Origin of the sequence: Clostridium intestinale (genome assembly GCF_035905475.1) — a bacterium.
In the GTDB taxonomy this organism is placed as follows: Bacteria; Bacillota; Clostridia; order Clostridiales; family Clostridiaceae; genus Clostridium_T; species Clostridium_T intestinale.
On sequence record NZ_CP121166.1, the window covers coordinates 2473292 to 2491403 of the forward strand.

The 18112-nt window shown below is 28.6% G+C and carries 18 protein-coding genes; 8 read left to right on the forward strand and 10 right to left on the reverse strand.

Annotated elements, in window-relative coordinates; all coding sequences use genetic code 11:
- Window positions 1-12 precede the first annotated feature (12 nt).
- The 5 genes from floA to P8F83_RS12890 all read right to left on the reverse strand — a co-directional run bounded on the left by floA (window position 13) and on the right by P8F83_RS12890 (window position 3783).
- Window positions 13-996, reverse strand: coding sequence for a flotillin-like protein FloA (gene floA, locus P8F83_RS12870; protein WP_315108762.1), 984 nt, complete (start codon window positions 994-996; stop codon window positions 13-15).
- A 27-nt stretch (window positions 997-1023) separates the two neighbouring features.
- The gene (locus P8F83_RS12875; protein ID WP_073018396.1) at window positions 1024-1521 is read right to left on the reverse strand and encodes an NfeD family protein; all 498 of its coding nucleotides are present in this window, start codon (window positions 1519-1521) and stop codon (window positions 1024-1026) included.
- Between the two features lie 105 nt (window positions 1522-1626).
- Window positions 1627-2472 carry a sensor histidine kinase gene (locus P8F83_RS12880; RefSeq protein ID WP_326511468.1) on the reverse strand — a complete coding sequence of 282 codons (846 nt, stop codon included), beginning with the start codon at window positions 2470-2472 and terminating at the stop codon, window positions 1627-1629.
- Window positions 2473-2610: 138 nt separating this feature from the next.
- On the reverse strand, window positions 2611-3186 hold the full coding sequence (locus tag P8F83_RS12885) for a cupin domain-containing protein (RefSeq protein ID WP_326511469.1): 576 nt from the start codon (window positions 3184-3186) through the stop codon (window positions 2611-2613).
- A 60-nt stretch (window positions 3187-3246) separates the two neighbouring features.
- A complete protein-coding gene (locus tag P8F83_RS12890; RefSeq protein WP_326511470.1) occupies window positions 3247-3783 on the reverse strand; it encodes a coiled-coil domain-containing protein in 537 nt (178 codons plus the stop codon).
- A 221-nt stretch (window positions 3784-4004) separates the two neighbouring features.
- Between P8F83_RS12890 and P8F83_RS12895 the strand changes: the two genes are divergently transcribed.
- Window positions 4005-4640, forward strand: coding sequence for a hypothetical protein (locus P8F83_RS12895; protein ID WP_326511471.1), 636 nt, complete (start codon window positions 4005-4007; stop codon window positions 4638-4640).
- A gap of 50 nt (window positions 4641-4690) precedes the next feature.
- Here P8F83_RS12895 and P8F83_RS12900 read toward each other — a convergent pair whose 3' ends face one another.
- Window positions 4691-8104 (reverse strand): FtsX-like permease family protein, encoded by a 3414-nt coding sequence (locus P8F83_RS12900; RefSeq protein ID WP_326511472.1) that lies wholly within the window; start codon window positions 8102-8104, stop codon window positions 4691-4693.
- 12 nt (window positions 8105-8116) lie between these two features.
- On the reverse strand, window positions 8117-8818 hold the full coding sequence (locus P8F83_RS12905; protein WP_286905233.1) for an ABC transporter ATP-binding protein: 702 nt from the start codon (window positions 8816-8818) through the stop codon (window positions 8117-8119).
- A 230-nt stretch (window positions 8819-9048) separates the two neighbouring features.
- Between P8F83_RS12905 and P8F83_RS12910 the strand changes: the two genes are divergently transcribed.
- Together P8F83_RS12910 and P8F83_RS12915 are read left to right on the forward strand one after the other, a co-directional pair.
- Window positions 9049-9624, forward strand: a complete 576-nt coding sequence (locus P8F83_RS12910) for a TetR/AcrR family transcriptional regulator (protein ID WP_315108747.1) — start codon at window positions 9049-9051, stop codon at window positions 9622-9624.
- A gap of 177 nt (window positions 9625-9801) precedes the next feature.
- Complete coding sequence (locus P8F83_RS12915; RefSeq protein WP_315108743.1) at window positions 9802-10551, forward strand: DUF975 family protein; 750 nt, start codon at window positions 9802-9804, stop codon at window positions 10549-10551.
- A gap of 75 nt (window positions 10552-10626) precedes the next feature.
- Here the strand turns inward: P8F83_RS12915 and P8F83_RS12920 are convergent, their stop codons facing one another.
- Complete coding sequence (locus P8F83_RS12920) at window positions 10627-11589, reverse strand: tRNA dihydrouridine synthase (protein WP_326511473.1); 963 nt, start codon at window positions 11587-11589, stop codon at window positions 10627-10629.
- Between the two features lie 150 nt (window positions 11590-11739).
- On the opposite strand from P8F83_RS12920, the gene P8F83_RS12925 reads away from it, so the two are divergent.
- From P8F83_RS12925 to P8F83_RS12935, 3 genes are all read left to right on the forward strand, one after another.
- Complete coding sequence (locus P8F83_RS12925; RefSeq protein WP_326511474.1) at window positions 11740-12195, forward strand: hypothetical protein; 456 nt, start codon at window positions 11740-11742, stop codon at window positions 12193-12195.
- A gap of 101 nt (window positions 12196-12296) precedes the next feature.
- Window positions 12297-12974, forward strand: a complete 678-nt coding sequence (locus P8F83_RS12930) for a response regulator transcription factor (protein ID WP_326511475.1) — start codon at window positions 12297-12299, stop codon at window positions 12972-12974.
- A gap of 3 nt (window positions 12975-12977) precedes the next feature.
- Window positions 12978-14645 carry a sensor histidine kinase gene (locus P8F83_RS12935; RefSeq protein WP_326511476.1) on the forward strand — a complete coding sequence of 556 codons (1668 nt, stop codon included), beginning with the start codon at window positions 12978-12980 and terminating at the stop codon, window positions 14643-14645.
- A gap of 59 nt (window positions 14646-14704) precedes the next feature.
- Here the strand turns inward: P8F83_RS12935 and P8F83_RS12940 are convergent, their stop codons facing one another.
- Window positions 14705-15361 (reverse strand): DUF6796 family protein, encoded by a 657-nt coding sequence (locus tag P8F83_RS12940; protein WP_326511477.1) that lies wholly within the window; start codon window positions 15359-15361, stop codon window positions 14705-14707.
- A 361-nt stretch (window positions 15362-15722) separates the two neighbouring features.
- Between P8F83_RS12940 and P8F83_RS12945 the strand changes: the two genes are divergently transcribed.
- Together P8F83_RS12945 and P8F83_RS12950 are read left to right on the forward strand one after the other, a co-directional pair.
- On the forward strand, window positions 15723-16400 hold the full coding sequence (locus P8F83_RS12945; RefSeq protein WP_326511478.1) for a helix-turn-helix domain-containing protein: 678 nt from the start codon (window positions 15723-15725) through the stop codon (window positions 16398-16400).
- A 155-nt stretch (window positions 16401-16555) separates the two neighbouring features.
- A complete protein-coding gene (locus P8F83_RS12950; RefSeq protein WP_073018374.1) occupies window positions 16556-16741 on the forward strand; it encodes a hypothetical protein in 186 nt (61 codons plus the stop codon).
- Between the two features lie 70 nt (window positions 16742-16811).
- On the opposite strand, the gene P8F83_RS12955 is transcribed toward P8F83_RS12950, so the two are convergent.
- A complete protein-coding gene (locus P8F83_RS12955) occupies window positions 16812-17927 on the reverse strand; it encodes an SLC13 family permease (RefSeq protein WP_326511479.1) in 1116 nt (371 codons plus the stop codon).
- Between the last annotated feature and the right edge of the window lie 185 nt (window positions 17928-18112).

Below are 18112 nucleotides of genomic sequence, written 5' to 3' on the forward strand. Positions count from 1 at the left end.
GCCCCTATAAGTTTATTTTTTATCCTTATTTTCTTTATCTGTATTAGCTAAACTTTGAGACTTATTTCCTGCGCTAGATATAGAACTTCTCATGCTTGTATCTGCAATAACATTTTGCATATCATAGTAGTCCATTATTCCAAGTTTACCTTCTCTAAGTGCATAGGCCATGGCTCTTGGTACTTCTGCCTCTGATTCTACAACAGCTGCTCTCATTTCTTGTTCTTTAGCAACCGCCATCGCTCTTCTCTCTTCGGCTTTAGCCTGTGCTATATTTTTATCAGCTTCTGCTTGAAGTGTTTGAAGCTGAGCTCCTATATTTCTTCCTACATCTACGTCAGCTATATCTATAGATAAAATCTCAAAAGCCGTTCCAGCATCTAATCCTTTATTTAATACTGTTTTGGATATAGCATCTGGATTTTCTAATACTATTTTATGGCTATTTGAAGAACCAACAGTAGTTACTATACCTTCTCCAACTCTAGCTAAAATAGTAGCTTCTCCAGCTCCACCAACCAATCTTTCAAGGTTAGCTCTTACTGTAACCCTAGCTTTAACTAGTAGTTCTATACCATCCTTTGCAACAGCTGAAACATTTGGTGTTTCAATTACTTTAGGATTAACACTCATTTTTACCGCTTCCAATACATCTCTACCAGCTAAATCAATAGCTGCTGCCTTTTCAAACTGTAGATCAATATCAGCTCTATGTGCTGCAATTAATGCATTTACTACATTGTCTACATTTCCACCAGCTAAATAGTGAGCTTCTAACTGATTTACAGTTAGTCCCATACCTGCTTTAGTTGATTTTATAAGAGGAATAACAATTTTAGAAGGTACAACTCTTCTTAATCTCATACCAATTAAATTAAATATACTTACCTTAACATTAGCTGCCAAAGATGACACCCATAATCCTAATGGAACAAGTGCAAAAAACACAACAAGAATAATGACAACCACTACTGCTATTATAATTGACTCAATCATTAATAATCTCTCCTTTGAAATATTAATTTATATACTTACTTTTTTGACTAACAACTTTACTCCACTAACCTTAAATATTTCTACCTTTGTTCCAATAGAAATATATTCTCCATCTGAAATCACATCAAACTTAACTCCATCTATATCTACAGAACCTGAAGGTCTTAAGTCAGTAATTGCAACCCCTCTTTTTCCAAGTAAATAATCTAAATCTGAAGAACTTATATATCCATGTTCTTTTTTCTGCTCGTCTGATAATATTAACGGTTTAAACAACTTTCCTTTAGCAAAAAAAGTCATAACCACTCCAAGCATAATTCCTAATACAGCTAGTATACCTAGTGACATTACTAAAACTTGTGCAAAGTTCTGGGCTGTTAATATAACTGCGAGTATAAGGCATATTGCACCTATTATACCTGGTACTCCAAAACCAGGTATATGCATTTCTATAAGCACAAGTCCAAATCCAACTATAAGTAGTAAAATTGTTATAACTGTAATATCTGGTAAAAATACATTCATTCCCTTTTACCTCCCTCCTTACTATAAAAATACAATACCATCACTAGGACGACTTATTAATATAAACTCTCTAAACAATACATTTTTTGATCCAAACTGTCATTACTAACTCTTTTTAGGTAATGTTACTTCAAAACATGTCCTATTTTCATCTGATTTCACAATTACTTTTCCAGCTGAATTTTCAACAATCTCCTTAACAATTGATAACCCAAGACCCTCACCTTTAATTCCCTTAGTTGTAAAACCCTCATCAAATATCTTATCTATAATCTCTTTAGATATTACATCACCATTATTTGATATATTTATTTTTATATTTTCTAAATCTTCCATAAATTCAACTAACATATATCTATTATCTGGTTTTAATTTTAATGCAAATATCCCATTATCTATTATGTTTCCTATTACTCTGCAGAACTCCCAAGGTTCAACATTAAGATGTTTTAAATCACTTTTTATTTCTAATTCCATATCAATTTTATTTTTTTCTGCCATCTGAAGTTTTGCCTGAAGCAGTGCATTTACAGCAGGTTTTGAGGTCTTTAATGCCTTACTAACTCTTACTATGTCCTTGTATACTGGCTCTATATAATTTCTTGCTTCGTCATACTCTTCTAACTCCATAAGTGAGTATATAACTTGAATATGGTTTAAATAGTCATGTCTTTGAGATCTCAAAGTCTTATTGAGATTTTCAAGATATTTTATTGTATCTATTAAATTAGTACTACCTTTTTTAAATAAAAGATTATAAAATATAATACCAGTAATAATACTATTTATTCCTATACTTACTGCTATTACATAAATAATAAAATTACCATCTACAATGTATGAGTTTTTATTCTTATAATAGATAAATAACGTTATAAATATAACCTGTATAAAATTTAATACTATAGATACCAAGACTATTTTAGAGATATTGTAATTCTGCTTTTTCATTCTTCTGCACTTCCTAGCTTCCATATTTATTGTATATACATTTTACCATATTTTTCTTTTAATATCTTATTTGTTATAAACAAAAATAAGGAAGTCCTATTATCTATTCAATAAGACTTCCTTATTTTAACAGTCTCTCTAATTAACTGCTTCTTCAGCAGCTTCAGCTATTGCTTTAGTTTGATGAACAGTTCCACGGGGATGCTGCGGTGGTGCATATATTGAATAGAGCTTAATTGGTGTATCGCCAGTATTAATTACGTTATGCCACTTTCCTGCTGGCACCATTATTGCAAAACCATCCTTAACTCTTCTTTGAAAATCTAAATTCTCACGACTATCTCCCATCTGCACAATTCCACTGCCTTCTTCAATTCTAAGAAATTGATCATGAGTTGTGTGGACTTCCAAACCTATATCTTCACCAACGTTTATACTCATTAAGGTTACTTGTAGATTCTTTCCAGTCCATAAAGCTGTACGATAATTATTATTTTCAAGTGTCATCTCTTCTATGTTTCCTGCAAATGGCTCTGGACCGTAGTCCATTAAATTCATTTGACTGTCGCTTCTTTCTAAATCATCCATATCATCAAGAAATGGATGGTGCATTTTAATGAATCCTTTAGACATTCTTAATTCATCAAAGTATTGGTACATATTATAAGTGTTATATGGATCATAATAGAATGGATTGATGTAGTTTCTATACATATTTTTATTCCTTTCATCGATATATACCACTATAATATTTTAATACTTAAATGATTGTTACTAACTTATCACAAAATAGGTTTCTATATAAGTAACCATCTGATCTCCAAGTGTTAAATAGTAATATACAGGTATTAAATACCCTGAATAAAACAATTTTTTTGCCTCTTCTTGGTTTAACTGCAATTGTCTTATTAAATTTTGCTGTTGTCTTATACTTATTATATAACTTTCTGCTATAAATGAAACTTCTTCTGCAAAAAATACATCTGGAAATGAATCTTTATATGTAATTTTATGTTGCTCTAAATTTCTTTTAGATTTATTAATTTCATTTAAATAAGACTCTAGGTCTTTGTTTAATGCTTGTAATTCCTCATTGGTTGAATTTTCTTTTATAGCTACAACAATTAAATTTGCTCTTATTCTCTTGATATTTTCTAAGTTTTTAATAATTTCATCTTTCCCTTTTAAATCCTCTATCTTTGGTCCATACGGCATTGTTTCTACTGATATGGACTTAGCATATACTATATTATTCATGGCTAATATCATAAATATCACTGATAATAGCAAACAACTTATTTTTCTTTTCATATCCCTAATCTCCTTCTATATTATTACAACTTTATTTTGTCCTATATAAGTTTCTTAATACTAATTCATATTAAAGAAATATTGATTAACAAAACCCTATATAATATTCTGTAAAGTTATGCTAAAATATAATTTCTCTGGTATAACTTTAAACTAATGAAAACGTATTATGTTAGGTTATACTAAAAATAGAATATTAAATATATGATAGGAGTTTTAAAATGGATAATACTAATTTCTTAGAAATCTTAGGTTATATTGCTTCTTTAATAGTTCTAATTTCGCTACTAATGAGTTCAATAATAAAACTTAGATGGATTAACTTATTGGGGTCAGCTGTTTTTTCTCTATATGGTTTTTTGATAGGAGCTTTTCCTGTAGGTTTTATGAACCTATGTATCTGCATCATTAATATATATTATCTTTATAAAATTTATGGAACAAAAGAATATTTTAAAATTCTTCCTCTTAAGGATAATTCACAATATCTTGATTATTTTTTAGATTTTTATAAAAATGATATTAATAAATACAGTAATTTAAATACTTTTAATTCAATTGATGAATCAATTAGTTTTTTTATTTTAAGAAACCTAGTACCAGCTGGAATTTTTATTGCCTCTAAACATGATGATAAAACTCTTAAAATAGAACTGGATTTTGTTATTCCTGAATATAGAGATTTTAAAATAGGAGCTTATATATATGAAGCTAATAAAAGCTATTTTTTAGATAAAGGGTACTCAAGATTTATCTGCTACTCATCAAGTGATACTCATATAAAATACCTAAAAAAGATGGGATTTAAAGAGGTATCAGAAAATAATACAAACACTTTTGTTAAATCTATTTCCTAATTCTTTTAAATATAAAGAGATAGCCTTTTAAGACTATCTCTTTATATTTATTATTCAACTGACTTTAATGCATCAATCATATTTACGCTCTTTAGTTTAATATGCATCATAATCATAACCAAAAGTGAAAATAACAAAGTTATCAGTCCCGAATATATATAACTACTAATATATATATCAGGGAACATCATCATGATATCCGTTTCTGCAGTATTTATTATAAAGATATATAATATCCTTCCCATAAATGAACCTGCGAGTATCCCTAATAATGTTAATATCACATTTTCTCTTAAAATGTACATTGTAACCTCATTATCAAAAAATCCTAATACTTTTATAGTTGATAACTCTCTTATACGTTCAGATACATTTATGTTAGTCAAGTTATACAGTACTATAAATGCTAAACTTCCTGAAGAAATGATTATAACTAGCATTACCAAATTAAGTTTGCTTGCAGAATCTTTACTTGCATTTGATATTGTTGATGTTAATGTTACATTTATTACTTTTTTGCAATCCATAAGTTTAGTTGATATTTCATCCTCTTTTCCATCAGCTGAATCTAATTTTAAGAATTGTGCATTATATACTGCCTTCTCCCCAAATATCTGCTCATAGTATGATGGCGACATATAGATGAAATGAGCAAAATAATTTTCTGCTATTTCTTCAACCTTTACTGTATACGAATTATTATCTTCATCCTTCATAGTAATCATATCTCCAACGGATGCCTTTAGAAGTTTGGCTAACTTCTCGTTAATAATTACACCGCTATCTGATAACTTGTATTCTTCTTTTGTTTTTCTATCATGTAAACTTAAAAACTCATTTAAGCTTTCTCCATCTTGTGGCACATACATACTAACAGTTTGTTTGTTCATTCCTTCTTTACTAAAGGTTACTGATTGTTGATGTATGTTTATACTATTTTGATATCCTTCAATCTTATTTAAAGCTTCATTATATTCTTTATTGTCTTCTTCATTATGCTCATCATTAAAAATCACAATAGCTTGATATTTCCATATGTTATCAAACTGTTTCCCTATAACCACATTGTTGGCGTTTAGAAGTGCAAATCCAGTAACAAGCATCGCCATACACCCTGCTATTCCAAACACAGTCATTATCATACGTTGCTTATATCTGAAAATGTTTCTAAGTGTAACCTTTTGATTAAAGTTTAGTCTTTTCCAAAGTATTGTAATTCTCTCTAAGAATATTTTTTTACCTAATTTAGGTGCCTTAGCTTTCATTAAATTAGATGGATTTTCTTGCAGCTCTACCTTTAATACAAATAAAGATGCTCCAACTGTACATATTATTGATGCTGCTAAAGATTGAATTATATAAGCAGGATAATAATATATTTTAAGAGCTGGTAAGCTAAACATCATTCCGTAAGCATTATTAATTACATATGGGAATACATTACTTCCTAGTAATATTCCAAAAATGCCTCCAAAGATACTAGCTAATGCCGCATAAATCACAAACTTTCTTGATATTTCTAAATCACTATATCCTAAAGCTTTGAGAGTTCCTATTTCAACTCTGTTTTCTTCCACCATTCTTGTCATAGTAGTTAAACAAATTAATACTGCAAGTAAGAAGAAAAATACAGGAAATACTTTAGCAATATTGTCTATGCTTTTTATAGCATCTTTAAATCCACCATATCCTGGATTATCAGTTCTATCAAAGAAATAATACTTACTCTTATCTAAATCTTTTAACTTATCTTTTTCTTTATCTATTTTTACTCTTGCATCAACTAATTTTTGCTTATTTTCATTTATTTCTTTTTCACCATCAATAAGCTTTTTCTCTGCATCTTCTAAATCTTTTTTGGCCTTATTAAGTTCTGATATTCCTTGCTTTTTACCATCTTCAAGCTCTTTTTGCCCCTTAGATAATTCTATTTTTGAATTATCTATCTGCTTTTGAGCTTCTTGAATTTGTAACTTACCATCATTAAGTACTTTTAGCTGTGTTTCATATTGTGATTTGCCTTGCTGATATTGATTGATTCCACCAACTAAAGTTGTAAGTTTAGTTATATTTTCTCCCAAAACCTTACTTGCAGAGTCAATACCATTAGCTATATTAATAGCTAAACTAACATTACTTGGATTTTGCTCTAATCCACTTACTAAATTACTTAAGTCTTGTAAGCCTAAGTTAGGATTTGATATTATAGCTTTCCAGTATTGAATTTTATCTTGAGGAATCGCCTCTCCATCTTTAATCTTACTAGTTGTATCTCTTATATCCTTAGATAAAGAACCGTAAGTAGCATTTAAAGTATTAAGTGAGGATATTTGATTCTCATATTCACTAGTTCCTTTGTCAGGATCAATACCTTGCTTTATAAACTCGTCTTTAGCTTTATCTATTTGAACCTTAGCTTGATTAAGCTGATTTTCTCCATCAATTAGCTTTTGCTTTTGTTTATTAAGTTCAGTTTGCCCGTCATTAAGCTGCTTTTCACCATCTTTTAGTTTTAATTCGCCATCTTTAATTTTCTTTTCGTAATCTTTTAAGCCTTGTTCATACTGTTTTTTACCATCGTTAAGTTTTACTTTTCCATCGTCTATTTCTTTTTGCGCATCACTAAGTTTAATTTCACCATCTTCTATTTCTTTATAACCTTTATCTAATTCTACCTTAGCATCTGATTTTATTTCTTCTATTCTTTCTACTACTCTGTTAGAAAATAAACTTTCAAGATACTGATTATTTTCTTCCATCTTGTCTTTATATTCATCGCTATATCCATTAACTCCTTGTACATTTTTAAATCTCACATAGATTTCTGTATATACATCCATGGATATATCTGAACTATTTAATACCCCAAAGTAATCAATACTTCCTTTTCCTACTGAAGTTGTTCCTCTAGATTCTTTTTCTATATACATTGGGTTTTTAACAAACCCAACCACCTTAAAGGTATTTCCCTTAAAGTATTTCATAGTATCTTCATCAGCATCAACTTTATAGGTATCCCCTATTTTCAAGTTATCATCTAAATTGAGCACTTTCTCATCTAATGCTATTTCACCACTATTTTCAGGCAATCTTCCTTCTACAATAATAGGAGTGTTTATAACTTTAGAATTGTTGGGATCATAAGTCATAAATTTTACTACACTATTTTTACTTATAAGATTTACATCTATGCTATGGGTCCCATAATAGTCTAATATTTTATCATTATCTTTAAGTAAATCTAGGTCCTTATCTGTAAGTCCTATACTAGATACAATCTTACTATCCATAAGATTTTGGTTACTATAGAAATTGCTTATAGATGCTTTCATATCTGGCCCACTTGACTTTATACCAGAATAAAAAGCTACACCTAAAAATATTATTGCTAATATTGAGGCAAATCTTGCTTTTGACGATGCTATCTCTCTTACTATTGATTTTCTATATGCACTATTTTTCATTTTTCTCCACCTCTACCATTCTATCTCTTCAATTGGTACAGGATTTTCATTAACTTCAACACTTCTAACTTTGGCATCATTAATTTTTATTACCCTATTTGCAATAGGTGCAATGGCTGAATTATGAGTTATAACTATAACTGTTGTACCTGTGTCTTTACAAGTATCTTGTAGAGTTTTCAAAATTTGTTTTCCTGTTTTATAGTCAAGAGCTCCTGTTGGTTCATCACAAAGTAGTAATTTAGGATTTTTAGCAATAGCTCTTGCTATTGACACTCTTTGCTGTTCTCCCCCAGATAACTGTGCTGGGAAATTGTCTTTTCTATGTCCAAGTCCAACTAATTCAAGCGTATTGTCAACATCTAATGCATTTTTTGAAATTTGTGCAGCAAGCTCTACATTTTCCTTTGCAGTTAAATTCTGTACCAGGTTATAGAATTGAAATACAAATCCTACATCATGCCTTCTATATCTAGTAAGTTCTTTTTTATTGAACTTTGATATATCAGTATCATCAATTATAATTTGACCTTCATCACAAGTGTCCATGCCTCCAAGTATATTAAGTACTGTTGATTTTCCTGCACCACTAGGTCCTAAGATTATAACAAACTCGCCCTTTTTAATGGAGAAATTAATTCCATTGTTGGCTACAACAGTGTTATCTCCAATTTTGTATCTTTTATGCTCATCAATTATTTGTATATACGACATTTTCTCCCTCCATTTTCTTTAGTAATTCTTCTATTTATACTAAGAGTTATTAAATAGACATATTGTTGATTCAATAGTACAATATTAGTATAGTTAATTAGAAAGCTACTGACAATAATCATATAAAATTTTATTGTTATTAAATGTACATAAATTTTATAATTGTTTAATTGATAATATTTTATTCATAAATATCTAGTTAAATAAGTTCTATAAAAAGGAGGATATACATGCCTGGAGTTAAAGGAAATCGTAGAATTTTGTACACAAAAAATATAATTAAAGAAAGTTTAATAGAGCTCCTTGAAACTAAAGAAATTCATCAAGTTACTGTTACTGATATATGCAAAAAAGCTGATATTAACAGAGGAACCTTTTATAGTCATTATAAAGATGCTTTTGATCTTCTTCAATCAATGGAAGATGAATTATTTAATCAAGTTATTGTATATCTCACAGAAATTCCAGTTGAGGACTATACCGATATACTTTTAATTAAAGTCTTTGAATTAATTGCGGAAAATAAAGAACTTTGCAAAGTACTATTTTGTAAACAAAACGATAGTAAAATACTAGATCGCATTCTTTATGTAGCTAATAAAGCAAATTTAGATAAAATAATTAATACTCCAGGGTTTACTGATGCATATTTAAATTACTTATTAAAATATGCAATAGGCGGTATTATTGCAGTTGTACAAACTTGGTTAGAGAATGATTTAGTTGAATCGCCTAGAGAACTCCTTGCAATTATTAATAATATTAATAGGTTTAGTAGCAGTAATTTTGTTCAAAGTCTCAAATAACTTAGAAAATTTAAGTAATTGAAAGCAATTTAAACCTACCTGTATCTAATAGCGTATTTCAACTAAAAATAACATTCTCCTATATATTTAATAACTTGTTTTAAGTTATTAAATACCATATAATATCATCATAGCAATTATTTAAATAGTTCGATTAATAATTTTATGGAGGATAATATGTGGTCTAGAAAAGAATTAAAAAGTAAAGCTAAAGAAGTTTTAAGAAGAGGATATTTGAGTGCATTTGGAGTTAGTATAGTTATAACACTAGCTGAAGGTGGTTGGAATTCTAGGTCTAACTATAGATCTAGATTTTCAATTGAAAACCCTGATAATATAAACTCAGTTTTTCATTATTTCATCAATTGGAAAATTATTTCTATGTTATTAATCTTTTTTCTAATTGCATTGGTACTACGTATTCTTATTGGATACTGCCTTGAAGTTGGAGGAAGAAAATACTTCATTAAATCCGCTCAATATGATGATAATACAAGATGTTTGCGTTTTGGATTTCAAGATGGGAATTACAAAGGGATAACAACTACAATGTTAGTTAAAAATATTTATATTTTCCTTTGGACTTTACTCTTAATTATTCCTGGTATAATTAAATCCTACGCATATAGCATGGTTCCATATATTCTTGCTGATAATCCTAATATAGGAATTAATAAAGCTATAGAACTAAGTAATGATATGACCAGAGGTCATAAACTTGATATGTTTGTGTTGGACCTATCCTTTATAGGATGGTATTTGCTTGGAATATTAGCTCTAGGAGTTGGAGTGCTATTTGTTAATCCTTACTTTAATGCTACAAATGCAGAACTTTATTTGGTTTTAAGAAAAGAAGCCTTAAATAATAATTTGTGTAGTTATGAAGATTTAGCATTAGTTTCATCTAATTCAAACGATATTTGGTAATACAATTTAATCCATCTTAAGTAAAGACTGCCTATAATTAAGCAGTCTTTATTTTAATCTTATATCTTCTTATAACTATTGATTATAAAATAATCCCGCCCCTTGTATAATCTCTTGCTCTTCAAATAGGCTCAAAATAGCTTCATTATACTCAGCAAGCTTTTGTGCTTTCTTAATTTTCTTGCCGTATTTTTTGTTATCTGAAAAAATATAAATCATATATCCCCATAATTCTTTCATTCTAAATATGGCGTTTTTCTCTTCATTAAATATCTCAATATAGTTATTAAAGATCTCATCATGGAAATCTTTTAAATCCGCTTTATCCAAAGTGCTATTATCTTTTATAAGATTTATTAGGCAAGGATTAGCTAATACCCCTCTTCCAAGCATTATTTTGTCTACAGATGGAAACTCCTTTGTGAATTTACTATAATCTTCCTTTGTGAATATATCTCCATTGTAGCATATGGTATTAGTACTTAATGATAATGCATCTTTAAAAACTTCTAAATTAGGTTTATTTCCATAAAAGTCTTCCCTAGTTCTCGGATGAATGATTAGTTCTTCCATAGGATACTTATTATATATCTTAATAAGCTCATAAAACTCCTCCGGACTCTCTTTTCCTATTCTAGTTTTTATAGAAATTTTCATATCATCTATTTTAAATATATCATCTAAAAATCTATCAAGTTCTTCTCTTTTAGCTAAAAATCCTGAACCTCTATTTTTTGAAACAACAGTCCCAGCTGGGCATCCTAAATTCAAATTTACCTCATTATAACCTAGTTGCTTAAATTTCATAGAGGTTTCACTAAATCCTTCTGAATCGTTAGTTAATATCTGAGGAACCATGTTTATCCCCTTATTGTTTTCAGGTAAAATATCTCTAAGTTCTTTAGTTTTAAGACTTCTACTCTTGTTTGGTGTAATAAAAGGGGCAAAGTATTTATCTATATTGCCAAAAATCCTCTCATAAGAATTTCTATATATGTATCCTGTAATTCCTTCCATTGGTGCTAAATAAAATTTCATCTACTAACTCCTTTATCTCTTTCTAGAGAATATTATATCAGCCTTCCTTTTTCTTATCTACCCACTTCTCATCATAAGCTTGTTTACAATAAATTCCCTATAGTTTATTATGGAAATATATCCAAATTTTCTTCTGAAAGGATTGTTTATATGAAAAGAAAACATCTTATATTTTTATCTACTATTATTTCTATAATTATAATTTCAACATTTGCTTATAAATCAATAAATACAGTAAATGTAGTTAATATGTCTACAAATACATTAGATAAAATATTTTCAGAAAATGTACAACCTGAATTAAATAAAAGAGAAGATTTAAGAGCCGTTTTTATATCTGAAATATACTACACACGAGAGATAATTGTTTGCGAAGAAAAAGGCAACAAAGTTTATATATATGCTTGGCTTAATTGTTCTGGACATAGTTCTGATGACCCAACTCTTACTAAAGCTAAATATCCTGCTATCATAACACTAGAAAAAGTTGATGATGATTACATATTTGATAAACTTGAACTTTCAACACTAGATGAAGGATCAAATACAATAAAAATATTCCCTTATAGAATAAGGAACAATTATATAAAAAATAGAATATCGTAGGGTTGGAGTTAGTAGAATATCTCCAACTTTATTTTGTTTTAACATTAACTAGGATACAGAAAGGATATATTGACTTGCTAATATATCTTTGGAGGTGAAAAATGGTATATAAGTTTTTATTAGTTGAAGATGACAAGGAAATAAGAGAAATCATAACTGACTATTTTACAGCTAAAAGTGGAGGTAAATTCAAGATATACTCTGCTGAAACTGGAAATGAAGGTTATGAAAAATGTATTGAAAATGAATATGATGCAGTGCTTTTAGATGTTATGCTTCCCGAGCTTGACGGCTTTACAATATGTAAGGAACTTAGAAAAAATAGTGATGTTCCTATTATCTTTTTAACAGCAAGAACTAATGAACCAGATAAATTATATGGTTATAACCTTGGTTGTGATGATTATATATCTAAGCCATTTTCATTAGCAGAACTTTACGCAAAGTTTACAGCTCTAATTAGACGTACAAAAGGTACCATAAGAAATGACATCATGATCTCTGGAAAAATAAAATTAAACCCTTATCGCTACACAGTTTTTGTAGATGATAAAGAAATTCCCTTAGCTCCTATTGAATTTACTCTATTAAAAATACTAATGGAGAATCGTGGTAAAATAATGAGTCGTGAAACTCTTTTGATCCGAGTGTGGGGATATGACTTTGAAGGTAATGATAGAGTTGTTGATAATCATATAAAGAAGCTTAGAAAATCTCTTGGAGCTGCATCTAATCAAATCAAAACCATTATTAAAGTTGGTTATAGATTGGAGGATTAGAAGTTGAAAGAAAATCAAACAAAGAGAACAATTTATGTGCGTACTTTTTCTTCTTTATTTACAGCATACCTTATACTTATGATAGGGTTTAGCATATTTCTTATAAATAAGGAGAAAAAAGTACAAGAATTACAGTTTAACTCATTAGCATTACAGATTAATCATACAGCTAATAATATTATCAAAGATAATATTACAGACTTCCCTAAGCTTAAAAGAAAAATGATAGGAAGTTTGTCTCTTTATGCTAACTCTGGAACAGAAATTGGAATATTCACAAGTAACTATAATCTAATTTTTAACACTAATGAAAATTGGCTTTGCAGTTATACAGAAAGTATTGAAGGTAACACACATTATACTGGTTATGCATCTTTAAACCCATACGACTGGTTTAGTGATGAAGATATATCAGAACTTGAAGGTTATCTCTCTTCAGAACCTAAGGTTGAGAAAGTCGGTGATCTTTCTGGATATATTTTAGACATAGATGGATTTTGGTTAAAAGATGAAATGATTATTCCTGATAGAATAAATGTCACTCCTATGTATGCAACTAAGCTCAGTGAAGATAATGGAATATCCTCATGCTCTGGATCTAATGTAAGTAAGGTGTTCATTCCTAATAATAAACCTACAGAAGACTTACCTTATTTTAAAAATGGCTCCATAAACCCTCTTAATAAAAATAAAAAAGATTATACTAATCTTCGCAACTTGGCATCAAATGGAGATAAGTTGGAAAAAAACGTTAAAAAATCACTTGGAACATCAATTGAAAAAGTAGGTTTATTTACTTATCAGTATTATTACCCAGTTCCATATCAGAACACTGTAAGAACCTTAACCTTCGATGGTAAAAATTATTACAGTGAATATTGGACAGTTTGTGCCACTGAAGTTAATTTATTAAAACTCACTTATCCAACGTTAATCTTTGTATGGATAAGTTGCTTCTTAACATTTTTTATAGCAGCTCTTATCATATCTACTCAAACTTATAAGCTTTATAAAAGGAGAGATGACTTAGAAAAATATAGAATAGAGACAACAAATTCACTAGCACATGATTTAAAAACACCACTAAGTATCATATCAGGTTATGCTGAAAATCTTATAGAAAATGTTCATACGGAAAAGAAAGACTATTATGCCGCAAATATTCAAGCTAATGTGCAACGTATGGACAAGATAGTTCTAGGTATGATTGAATTATCAAAATTAAAATCTGATTCCTTTAAAATCAAATATGAAGATGTTTCTCTTTCTGAAGTATGCGATAAATTAATTAATCACTATGGTCCAATCTGTGATGAGAAACAAATTGTTATAAATATGGAGGGTGATGAGATTATAAAAGCTGATTTTACATTAATGGAGAGAGTTATTAATAACTTTTTTGTAAATGCACTTGAACACACTCCTAATGGTGGGTCAATTTATATCACTATAAATGAAGATATTCTTGAGTTCTACAACAGTGGAAGTCATATACCTGAAAAATATTTAACTGAAATATGGAAACCATACAAAAAAGTTGATTCCTCACGTAGTAATACTAAAGGTACAGGACTAGGTCTTTCTATATCCAGTAAAATACTTGAATTATATAATTTCTCCTATGGCGCAAAAAATTATGATAATGGGGTAATTTTCTGGTTTAAGTGGTAGCAAATATATAAAAAACTCCTAAGCTAATAAAGTGTTTAGGAGTTTTTTTGATTTAAACATTACATAAGCACTTTATCTTTTTGTTTAAGAACAACCCATTGACATATAAAAAAAATTAAGGTCGATATATTAAGAAAAGCTGGAGCAATAAATCCTCCAATAGGATAAGGCAATACCAACATCATAACAAAAACACAAATTAAAATGCCAATTGGATTTAGAAACGCCATCCACTTAGGATACAAGGTTTCATACCTTATAACTATTATTATATATAAAAGGGAACTAACCGTTGCTTCTACTCCTATTATAATTAATGTTATAAGCCAATAATTATCGAACATTTTCATCATATCTCTAACTATCAGATTAGAAGCCCCAGTTTCATAATAAAGTCTCCACCCACTTGCAATATATGCATAAGCTATATGAAATCCCACAGCTAACATTAATGCATGTGCAGTTGAAATGACTACTGTAAGTGACTTAAATTTACCTGCTGGCTTAAGAGCGTAATAAACCATACCTAATCCAGCTATTTGAAATGGAATTACTATAACTCCAAGAAATGTACCAACAGTTATTCTCCATTGAGATAATCCAGCCATGCTTTCAGTGCCAAGTTTCAAAAAATCCATAGCACTATTAGGCCTACCTATTAATATAAAATCACTTATTATAGTTATTATTACAGCAATAATGCCTATTACTCCCATACTAATTATTATTTTAAATTCTTTTGTACCTTTTATAATTCTATCCTTATATAACGAATTTCAGTAAAATTCACTATATATTTTCCTTTCTATATATTTCAATATTGTTTATTTTAATTACATATTATATGCCTCTGATATCTTTTACAGTATACTATACCAATTTATCCTATTACAACTTTTTCAACCTCTAGAGTTAAAGTTCCAATATTAATAGTATAATAATCTTATGATAAATAGAAACATACTCTTATTAAATTTAAACTTGCAACTATAGGTTGCGAATATTCAAGGTTTATTTGGTAGTGGTGAATTGTCATAATTAGTATACTGATAATACTAAAATAAGGGAGGTCTTATTATGACATTAGGCAAAAGAATACAAGAACTTAGAAAACAGAATAATTTTTCTCAGGAGCAATTAGCTGAAAAACTTGAGGTTTCAAGACAGGCTATTTCAAAATGGGAGTTAGATCAGTCAATTCCAGATACAGATAAAATAATTCAATTAAGCTACTTATTTAGAGTTTCAACAGACTATCTTCTTATAGAAGGATTAACTCTACCTTCAAAAGGAAATACGGATAACTCAACTAATACATCTTCTTTAGATTGCTATAAGGATTTTCTTGGGCGTTGGGTAAAGATATTTTTAGATGACAGGGGTTTTGGAGGACTTTATCAAGTAGCTATGCTTAATACTGATGATGATTACCTACTTTTCCATGATAAAAAAGGCAAAAAAGGAATATTAAAAATCAAAAGTATTCTTTCTATTTCAGATGCAGATATATACAAAAAAACTTCAACAAAGATTCCAGACATATACTTAGATAACCTACCTTTATCAAGTCCTTTTAAATACTTTGAAGGTAAACGCTGCATGATTCGCTATATATGTAAATCAATGTTTACTACACCACAAGGGCATTTTGATGTTTTGGTGGAGAAAATAACTCATGATGAAATTCTAATAAATAATAAAGATAAAAAGAGTATTATAAAGCTTAATAGAATTCTTATGATAAATGAAAGATAGAATATTTAATTAACCTTATTAGAGCTTATATTTCATATATTCTCCTTTTAATTTTATGTAATGCCATATTCTTTATAACATCAAATGCTCTCAAGTTTTAGTGTACATAAAAAGCAATCATATGTACAAAATAACTTTGAAGGTGGTGATATAGTATGGCTAATAAAAATAATAATTCAAACTTTAAACAACAAAATAGTTGCTCATCTTCTAAGGAGCAAGGTAGCACATTTAATTCAGAGAATGAGAGCAAAATTGCTAGTCAATATAAAAATGTTGAACCTCTTCCTGAATCCTTCCGTCCAAGAAGAGATGGTCCTGGAGGAGAGGATGGAGAGTAATTTATCCTAAATTAAAAACAAGTGACGCTATCCCTAAATATCGTCACTTGTTTTTTACAGATATTATTTACTATATTGGTAAAAATACAAACACCAAGAATAAGGCTCCAAATACTAACAAACTTCCAAAATTGTATTTTGTAAATTTAGATAAATACTTTTTCCCATCATACTCTTTAATGTAAATTTTATAAGATATCAAACTTGCTAGTGAAGCTATAATTGTACCCATTCCTCCAACATTAACACCAATTAATATAACTTGCCATGAAGTAGTAAATTTTGATAAAAGAATAGCACATGGTACATTACTTATTAACTGGCTAAAAAATATTGCAGAGAAATACACTCCAATATTATTACTTAATAAGATTTTCATAATCTCATTTATACTTTTCATATTAGAAATATTTCCTATTGAAATAAAAAAACATACAAAAGTCAATAAAAGTACATAGTCTAACTCTTTAAATAAACTTCTTTTTATAATTAATGTTACAATAATGGTTGTAATAAAAGCAACCTTATAATCAATAACATTAAAAACTGACAAGAGTATAAATATAAATAAAATACAGTATATTATTGCAACTTTTTTATTTCTAACTTCTATTTTGTCTAATTCAAACTCTAGTTCTGAATCCTCAACTCTATAATTTAAAATAAATAACCACACCATTCCTGCCACAGCTATTAATATTGTGATTTTAAAAAATGTCAGGATATTTATATTAAAAAATGAAAAAAGATATAGATTTTGTGGATTTCCCATAGGCGTAAAACTACTTCCTATGTTAGCTGCTAAAGTTTCTAAAATTACTATCTTTATAGGATCAAATTTAGCTTTTTTAGCAATAATCATAGTTAATGGTACAAAAGTTATAAGTGCAACATCATTAGTTATAAACATTGAAAAAACAAAACATAAACTAATTAATATACCAGAAATCATTCTAAGATTTTTATTCTTTCTTAAAATCCCAATAGCTATCTTGTCCAATAATTGTACATTTTCAAAAGCAGCTATTACTATCATTAGATTGAAAAGAAGCATCAATACTGGAAAATCAATATAACTTAATTTAGGACTAATTATTATGGATGTAACGATAGATAAAGCCAATGTAATGCTAAATACCATCTCTGCTTTCATCATTGTCATTGCTTTATTAAAAAAATATTTCATATTATAAATTCCCCCAATACTTACTTCAAAACAGCATTTTTCATTATATCACAGTTAAATTTATTTACAAAATGAATTTTCTCACTGAATGTTTATAATAAATTAATTAAACCTAGTTTTTATCTTTAAACCACAAAACAAGTGATAATATTAAACATATAATCACTTGTCTCTTAAATAAATCT

Excerpts from the sequence above, each read along its gene's own strand:
- P8F83_RS12920 (WP_326511473.1), bottom strand. The coding sequence starts at position 11,589 with ATGAAATTTTATTTAGCACCAATGGAAGGAATTACAGGATACATATAT.
- P8F83_RS12955 (WP_326511479.1), bottom strand. The coding sequence starts at position 17,927 with ATGAAATATTTTTTTAATAAAGCAATGACAATGATGAAAGCAGAGATG.
- floA (WP_315108762.1), bottom strand. The coding sequence starts at position 996 with ATGATTGAGTCAATTATAATAGCAGTAGTGGTTGTCATTATTCTTGTT.
- P8F83_RS12905 (WP_286905233.1), bottom strand. The coding sequence starts at position 8,818 with ATGTCGTATATACAAATAATTGATGAGCATAAAAGATACAAAATTGGA.
- P8F83_RS12945 (WP_326511478.1), top strand. The coding sequence starts at position 15,723 with ATGACATTAGGCAAAAGAATACAAGAACTTAGAAAACAGAATAATTTT.
- P8F83_RS12900 (WP_326511472.1), bottom strand. The coding sequence starts at position 8,104 with ATGAAAAATAGTGCATATAGAAAATCAATAGTAAGAGAGATAGCATCG.
- P8F83_RS12910 (WP_315108747.1), top strand. The coding sequence starts at position 9,049 with ATGCCTGGAGTTAAAGGAAATCGTAGAATTTTGTACACAAAAAATATA.
- P8F83_RS12875 (WP_073018396.1), bottom strand. The coding sequence starts at position 1,521 with ATGAATGTATTTTTACCAGATATTACAGTTATAACAATTTTACTACTT.
- P8F83_RS12930 (WP_326511475.1), top strand. The coding sequence starts at position 12,297 with ATGGTATATAAGTTTTTATTAGTTGAAGATGACAAGGAAATAAGAGAA.
- P8F83_RS12950 (WP_073018374.1), top strand. The coding sequence starts at position 16,556 with ATGGCTAATAAAAATAATAATTCAAACTTTAAACAACAAAATAGTTGC.
- P8F83_RS12925 (WP_326511474.1), top strand. The coding sequence starts at position 11,740 with ATGAAAAGAAAACATCTTATATTTTTATCTACTATTATTTCTATAATT.
- P8F83_RS12880 (WP_326511468.1), bottom strand. The coding sequence starts at position 2,472 with ATGAAAAAGCAGAATTACAATATCTCTAAAATAGTCTTGGTATCTATA.
- P8F83_RS12890 (WP_326511470.1), bottom strand. The coding sequence starts at position 3,783 with ATGAAAAGAAAAATAAGTTGTTTGCTATTATCAGTGATATTTATGATA.
- P8F83_RS12940 (WP_326511477.1), bottom strand. The coding sequence starts at position 15,361 with ATGGGAGTAATAGGCATTATTGCTGTAATAATAACTATAATAAGTGAT.
- P8F83_RS12885 (WP_326511469.1), bottom strand. The coding sequence starts at position 3,186 with ATGTATAGAAACTACATCAATCCATTCTATTATGATCCATATAACACT.
- P8F83_RS12895 (WP_326511471.1), top strand. The coding sequence starts at position 4,005 with ATGGATAATACTAATTTCTTAGAAATCTTAGGTTATATTGCTTCTTTA.
- P8F83_RS12915 (WP_315108743.1), top strand. The coding sequence starts at position 9,802 with ATGTGGTCTAGAAAAGAATTAAAAAGTAAAGCTAAAGAAGTTTTAAGA.